Genomic DNA, 6000 nt, shown 5'->3' with positions numbered 1-6000 from the left:
CTCGCCCAGTTCCGTCTCTTGTCCCCACATGCCGCCGGCATTTTCCGGCGTGAGGCGATTCGGTGCCGCGGCCTGAACGCAATACGTTTCGGCAACAAGAAGACCCCGCCGCCAAGGCGACGCATGGGCCATCTTGCGGCCGAAACTTGCAGACACGCAGCGCAGTCCGGTGGCAGCCGGCTTACGCTTCATCGGTAGCGGATCTTGTCCGATCCTGCTGCCACCCTGCCTGTCGGCGGCACGGCCGACGGTTCAGGGCATGTCCCCCAGGCGCGACGGTGAATCGCAGGGAACAAGCTAGCAAGAACCGCGCCCGGCCAGCAACCGATCTTCGCGCTTGACAGTCACTTTGCCTGATCGAATCTCGCGGCCCGGCGGTAAGGGGAGGGCAGGGACGAAAATGCTGAAAAGCCAAGGAAAAACCACGGCTTCCTTATCCGAAAGGGCGCGCCTAGATAGAGCGCGCCCCTGGTGGATTCCACCGATAGTTGCGAAAATGCCGCAGCGGCTCAGGCGGTGCCCAGGGCCTTAACGCGGGCCGCGAGGCGCGACATCTTGCGCGAGGCGGTGTTCTTGTGGATGACGCCCTTGGTCACGCCGCGCATCAGTTCGGGCTGGGCATTCTTCAGCGCTTCGCGGGCGATTTCGGCATTGCCGCCGGCGATGGCTTCCTCGACCTTGCGCAGGAAGGTGCGGATGCGCGAGCGGCGGGCCTTGTTGACGGCGGTGCGGCGCTCGATCTGGCGGGCGCGCTTTTTCGACTGGGGCGTATTGGCCATGGGTGCGGTCCTATCTGTTCTTCATGTCTCGGTTGCGCAAAGCCCATGGCGCCGTCCGCAGAAACGGACGGTCATGATTCTTGCCTTAAGCGGGCCCACGCGCATGTAGCCCGGCCCTATACAGTGGACCGGCCCCGATGCCAAGCGCCAAATCAACGGTCGCGGAACTGCGGCTCGCGCTTTTCCAGAAAGGCGGCCATGCCCTCCTTCTGGTCCTCGGTGGCAAACAGCGCCTGGAAGCTGCGGCGCTCGAACAGGATGCCCTCGCGCAGGGTGGTCTCATAGGCGCGGTTCACCGCCTCCTTGGCGGCCATGACGGCGATCTGGCCCTTCTCGGCGATCTTGCGGGCCGCGGCCAGCGCCTCGGGGATCAGCTTCGCGGCCGGCACGACGCGGCTCACCAGCCCCGAGCGCTCGGCCTCGGCCGCATCCATGAAGCGGCCGGTCAGGTGCATCTCCATCGACTTCGACTTGCCGACGAAACGGGTCAGCCGCTGGGTGCCGCCGATGCCGGCGATCACGCCCAGGTTGATCTCGGGCTGGCCGAACTTGGCGTTGTCGGCGCAGATGATGAAGTCGCAGGCCATGGCCAGCTCGCACCCGCCCCCCAGCGCATAGCCCGAGACCGCGGCGATGATTGGCTTGCGCGTCGCGGTGATGCGGTCGATCTCGGGGCCGAACAGCTCTTCGGCATAGACGTCGACAAAGCTCTTGCTGGACATTTCCTTGATGTCGGCGCCGGCGGCAAAGGCCTTTTCACTGCCGGTCAGGACGACGCAGCGCACCTTCTCGTTCCGGTCGGCCTCGGCCAGCGCATCGCCCAACTCGCCCAGAAGCTGCGCGTTCAGTGCATTCAGCGCCTCGGGCCGGTTCAGCCGGATCAGCGCCACATAATCGTCGATCTCGACGGTGAGGGTCTGGTAAGCCATCGACTCTTCGCCTTTCGCAAGCAAGTTGACCGCGACTCGTAACAAATGCGCGAGGCCAAGGCCAGCGCGCTTCTCTGTTGTCCAAATACCCCCGCCGGAGGCAGCGGCCGGCGGCCGCTTCACCTCTGGCAGAGCGGGCAGAAAAAGCTGGACCGGCCGGATTGGACGATGCGCTGCACCGCGCCCGCGCAGCCCGGCGTCGGGCAGGGCGCGCCCTCGCGGCCATAGACGCGGAAGGAGTGCTGGAAATAGCCCAGCTCGCCCGTGGCCTGCCGGTGGTCGCGCAGGGACGATCCCCCGGCGGCGATCGCCTCTTCCAGCACGGCGCGGACATGGCCGACCAGCGCCGCCAGTTCGGGGGCGGCGACCGCTCCGGCCAGCCGGCGCGGGTCGATGCCGGCGCGATGCAGCGCCTCCGAGACATAGATATTGCCCAGCCCCGCCACGATTCGCTGGTCGAGCAGCGCCGCCTTGACCGGCGTGCGCCGCCCGGCCAGGGCCCGCCCCAGTGCCTCGGGGGTGAAGGCGTCGGACAGGGGCTCGGGCCCCAGATGCGCCAGCAGCGGATGGGTCGCGCCCAGCGCCACCAGGTCCACCATGCCGAATCGCCGCGCGTCGTTGAAGGTGATGCGCGTGCCCTGGTCGGTCCAGATCACCACGTGGTCGTGGCGCGGCAGGATCGCCGGGTCGCGGTGGAACTCGCCCTGGCTTTCCCCCTCGATCAGCATCCGCCCCGACATGCCCAGGTGCAAAAGCAGGCTGCCGCGATCCTCCAGCTCGGCCAGGATGTATTTCGATCGCCGCCGCAGCCGCGTCACCCGCGCCCCGGTCAGCACCTGCACCAGGTCCGGCGGCAGCGGCCAGCGCAGGTCGGGGCGGCGGGCCTCGGCGCGGGCGATCACGCGGCCTTCAAGATGCGGCTCAAGGCCGCGCCGGACGGTTTCGACCTCTGGCAGTTCTGGCATTTTCTTCCCGTTCGTCGCATGGTGCGGCCGCGGCCTTGCTATGGCGCGCGGCGCGCTTTCGGACTATCTGGGCGCGAAACGACGGATGGACAAGCGACATGACCCCTGACGAGCCAAAGCAGACCCATTTCGGCTTCCGCACCGTGGCCGAGACGGACAAGGCCGGGCTGGTCCATGGCGTCTTCTCGCGCGTGGCCTCGCGCTATGACGTGATGAACGACCTGATGAGCGGGGGCATCCATCGCATCTGGAAGACCGCGATGATGGACTGGCTGGCGCCGCGCGACGGCCAGCACCTCCTGGACGTGGCCGGCGGCACCGGCGACATCGCCTTCCGCTTCCTGGAGCGCGCGCCGGGCGCCCGCGTCACCGTCTGCGACATGACCGAGTCGATGCTGGTCGAGGGCCGCAAGCGCGCCGAGGCCGGCCAGCTCGCCTCGCGCCTCGCCTGGGTGACGGGCGACGCGATGCAGCTGCCCTTCGCCGACGACAGCTTCGACCGCTACACGATCAGCTTCGGCATCCGCAACGTCACCCGCATCCCCGACGCCCTGGCCGAGGCGCGCCGCGTGCTGCGCCCCGGCGGGCGGCTGATGGTGCTGGAGTTCAGCCAGATGCCGGTGCCGATGCTGCAATGGCTCTATGACCGCTACAGCTTCAACGTGATCCCGGTCATGGGCCAGATCGTCGCCAACGACCGCGACAGCTACCAGTATCTGGTCGAATCCATCCGCAAGTTCCCCGACCAGGAAACCTTTGCCGCGATGATCCGCGAGGCGGGCTTCGGCCGCGTGCAATGGCGCAACCTGTCCATGGGCATCGCCGCGCTGCATTCGGGCTGGAAGCTGTAACGATGCGCGGCCCGCACAACATCTGGCGCCTGATCCGCACCGGCGCCACCTTCGAGCGCACGGGCGCGATGAAGGTCGCGCTGGACGCGGCGAACGCGCCCGCCGGCATCCGCTTCGCCGCCCGCATCCTGGGCTGGCCCTTCGCCTGGCTCGGCTACAAGGGCGACCCGGCGCTGCCGCCCGTCACCCGCGCCATCACCGCGCTGGGGCCGGCCTATGTGAAATTCGGCCAGATCCTGTCGACCCGGCCGGACGTGGTGGGCGTGGAGCTGGCCAACCAGCTTTCCATGCTCCAGGACCGGCTGGCGCCCTTTGCGCAGGAACAGGCGCGCCGCACCGTCGCCGCCGAGCTGGGCCGCCCGGTCGAGGCGCTGTTCAGCGAGTTCTCCGAGCCGGTGGCCGCCGCCTCGATCGCGCAGGTCCATCGCGCGCGGCGGCTGGACAATGGCCGCGAGGTGGCGGTCAAGGTGCTGCGGCCCGGCATCGAATCGGCCTTTCGCCGCGACATCGACGCCTTCCATTTCGCCGCCGGCATGATGGAGCGGCTGTCGCCCTCGACCCGCCGGCTGCGGCCGCGCGACGTGGTCGCCCATTTCGAATCGGTGGTGACCGGAGAGCTGGACCTGCGGCTCGAGGCCGCCTCGGCCTCGGAATTTGCCGAGAACACGTCGGGGGACGAGGGGATGGCGGTGCCCGCCCCCTATTGGCACCTCAGCGCGCGGCGCGTGCTGACCACCGACTGGGCCGAGGGCGTGCCGATGGGCGATGTCGCGGCGCTGCGGGCGGCCGGGCACGACCTGCCGACGATCGGCGCGCGGGTGCTGCAGCTTTTCCTGCGCCACGCGCTGCGCGACGGCTATTTCCACGCTGACATGCACCAGGGCAACCTGAAGGTGGCCAGGAACGGCGACATCGTCATCTATGACTTCGGCATCATGGGCGAGATCGACGAATACACCCGCCGCGTCTATGCCGAGATCCTGATGGGCTTCATCCGCCGCGACTACGAACGCGTCGCGCGGGTGCATTTCGAGGCGGGCTACGTGCCGCGCGACCGCGACATCAAGGAATTCGCCCGTGCCCTGCGCGCCGTGGGCGAGCCGATCTTCGGCGCCGATGCCAGCCGCATCTCGATGGCCAACCTGCTGGCCTATCTGTTCGAAGTGACCGAGCGCTTCGGCATGGCCACGCGGACCGAACTGATCCTGCTGCAACGCACCATGGTCGTGGTCGAGGGTGTGGCGCGCTCGCTCGATCCGCAGATCAACATGTGGGAAGTCGCCAAGCCGGTGGTGGAAAGCTACATCCGCGACAACCTGGGCCCCCATGCGGCGGTGCGCGACCTGACGCGGGCGGCGCAGGTTCTGGGGCGCTTCGCGCCGCTTCTGCCGGAATACCTGGAGCGCCGCATGCCCGAGCTGCTGCGCGAACCGCCGCCCCCGGCCGAGCCGCGCCGGCGTCCGGGCCTTGTCGCCGGCATGGCGCTGGGCGCCGTCGTTGCCCTGGCGGGCGCGGCCTTCGGCGCATGGCTGGGGTAAGATGCCGCCCGGCCTCCGCCGGGGCTTGAGCGTGCCCCGGCTTTCGCCTAACGCTGTCGCATGCGGATTCTCTATCTTGGCGATGTGATGGGCCGCGCCGGCCGGCGCGCGATTGCGGAAGGGCTCGGCCCGCTCAAGGAACGGCTGGGCGTCGATTTCACCGTGGTGAACGGCGAAAACGCCTCGGGCGGCATGGGGCTGACCGGCGGCCATGCCAAGCTGATCCTCGAGGCCGGCGCCGATTGCATCACCCTGGGCGACCATGCCTTCGACCAGAAGGAGATGCTGTCCTATATCGAGACCGAGCCGCGCGTCATCCGGCCGCTGAACTATTCCAAGGTGGCGCCCGGCCATGGCGCGCGGGTCTTCGAGGCGACGCGCGGCCGCAAGGTGTTGGTGGCGCAGGTGCTGGGCCAGGTCTTCATGAAGCGGCCCTTCGACGATCCCTTCTCGGCTATCGACGCGGTCCTGCGCACGCATCCGCTGGGCGGGCTGGTGCAAGCATCGGTCGTGGACATCCATGCCGAGGCCACCAGCGAAAAGATGGCCATGGGCCATTGGTGCGACGGCCGCGCCAGCCTGGTCGTCGGCACCCATACCCATGTGCCGACCGCCGATACGATGATCCTGAACCGCGGCACCGCATACCAGACCGACGCCGGCATGTGCGGCGACTACGACAGCGTGATCGGCATGGAAAAGGCCGAGCCGCTGCGCCGCTTCCTGACCGGCATGGCCTCGGAACGCTTCACCCCGGCCGAGGGCGAGGCGACGCTTTCGGGCGTGCTGGTCACAACCGATGACCGCACCGGCAAGGCGGTCGCGGTCCAGGCGGTGCGCCAGGGCGGCAGGCTGGATGCCACGCAGCTTCCTGCCTGAAGGCGACGGTGCCCTCGTGCTTTTGCTTGCGGCGGCGGAGAAAATAATTCTATTACCCA

6 protein-coding genes are annotated in these 6000 nt (G+C 68.5%); 3 read left to right on the top strand and 3 right to left on the bottom strand.

Features of this window, described 5'->3' with window-relative positions; all coding sequences use genetic code 11:
• Positions 1–509: 509 nt before the first annotated feature.
• The 3 genes from rpsT to mutM form a co-directional block, all read right to left on the bottom strand.
• Positions 510–779 (bottom strand): 30S ribosomal protein S20, encoded by a 270-nt coding sequence (gene rpsT / locus E3U26_RS24110; protein ID WP_036754914.1) that lies wholly within the window; start codon positions 777–779, stop codon positions 510–512.
• A gap of 152 nt (positions 780–931) precedes the next feature.
• Positions 932–1708, bottom strand: coding sequence for an enoyl-CoA hydratase (locus tag E3U26_RS24105; RefSeq protein WP_072463505.1), 777 nt, complete (start codon positions 1706–1708; stop codon positions 932–934).
• A gap of 119 nt (positions 1709–1827) precedes the next feature.
• Positions 1828–2673 carry an Fpg/Nei family DNA glycosylase gene (gene mutM, locus E3U26_RS24100; RefSeq protein WP_499106941.1) on the bottom strand — a complete coding sequence of 282 codons (846 nt, stop codon included), beginning with the start codon at positions 2671–2673 and terminating at the stop codon, positions 1828–1830.
• Between the two features lie 98 nt (positions 2674–2771).
• On the opposite strand from mutM, the gene ubiE reads away from it, so the two are divergent.
• From ubiE to E3U26_RS24085, 3 genes are read left to right on the top strand one after another with little or no spacing between them, the layout of a single operon-like run.
• Complete coding sequence (ubiE, locus tag E3U26_RS24095) at positions 2772–3524, top strand: bifunctional demethylmenaquinone methyltransferase/2-methoxy-6-polyprenyl-1,4-benzoquinol methylase UbiE (protein ID WP_036754920.1); 753 nt, start codon at positions 2772–2774, stop codon at positions 3522–3524.
• Between the two features lie 2 nt (positions 3525–3526).
• Entirely contained in the window at positions 3527–5062 is a 1536-nt protein-coding gene (gene ubiB, locus E3U26_RS24090) for a 2-polyprenylphenol 6-hydroxylase (protein ID WP_072463503.1), read from the top strand.
• 60 nt (positions 5063–5122) lie between these two features.
• Positions 5123–5941 (top strand): TIGR00282 family metallophosphoesterase, encoded by an 819-nt coding sequence (locus E3U26_RS24085; RefSeq protein ID WP_114537565.1) that lies wholly within the window; start codon positions 5123–5125, stop codon positions 5939–5941.
• Positions 5942–6000: the final 59 nt, after the last annotated feature.

This window comes from Paracoccus ferrooxidans (assembly GCF_029909815.1).
GTDB lineage: Bacteria > Pseudomonadota > Alphaproteobacteria > Rhodobacterales > Rhodobacteraceae > Paracoccus > Paracoccus versutus.
This window is presented reverse-complemented; position numbering and strand designations above follow the sequence as displayed.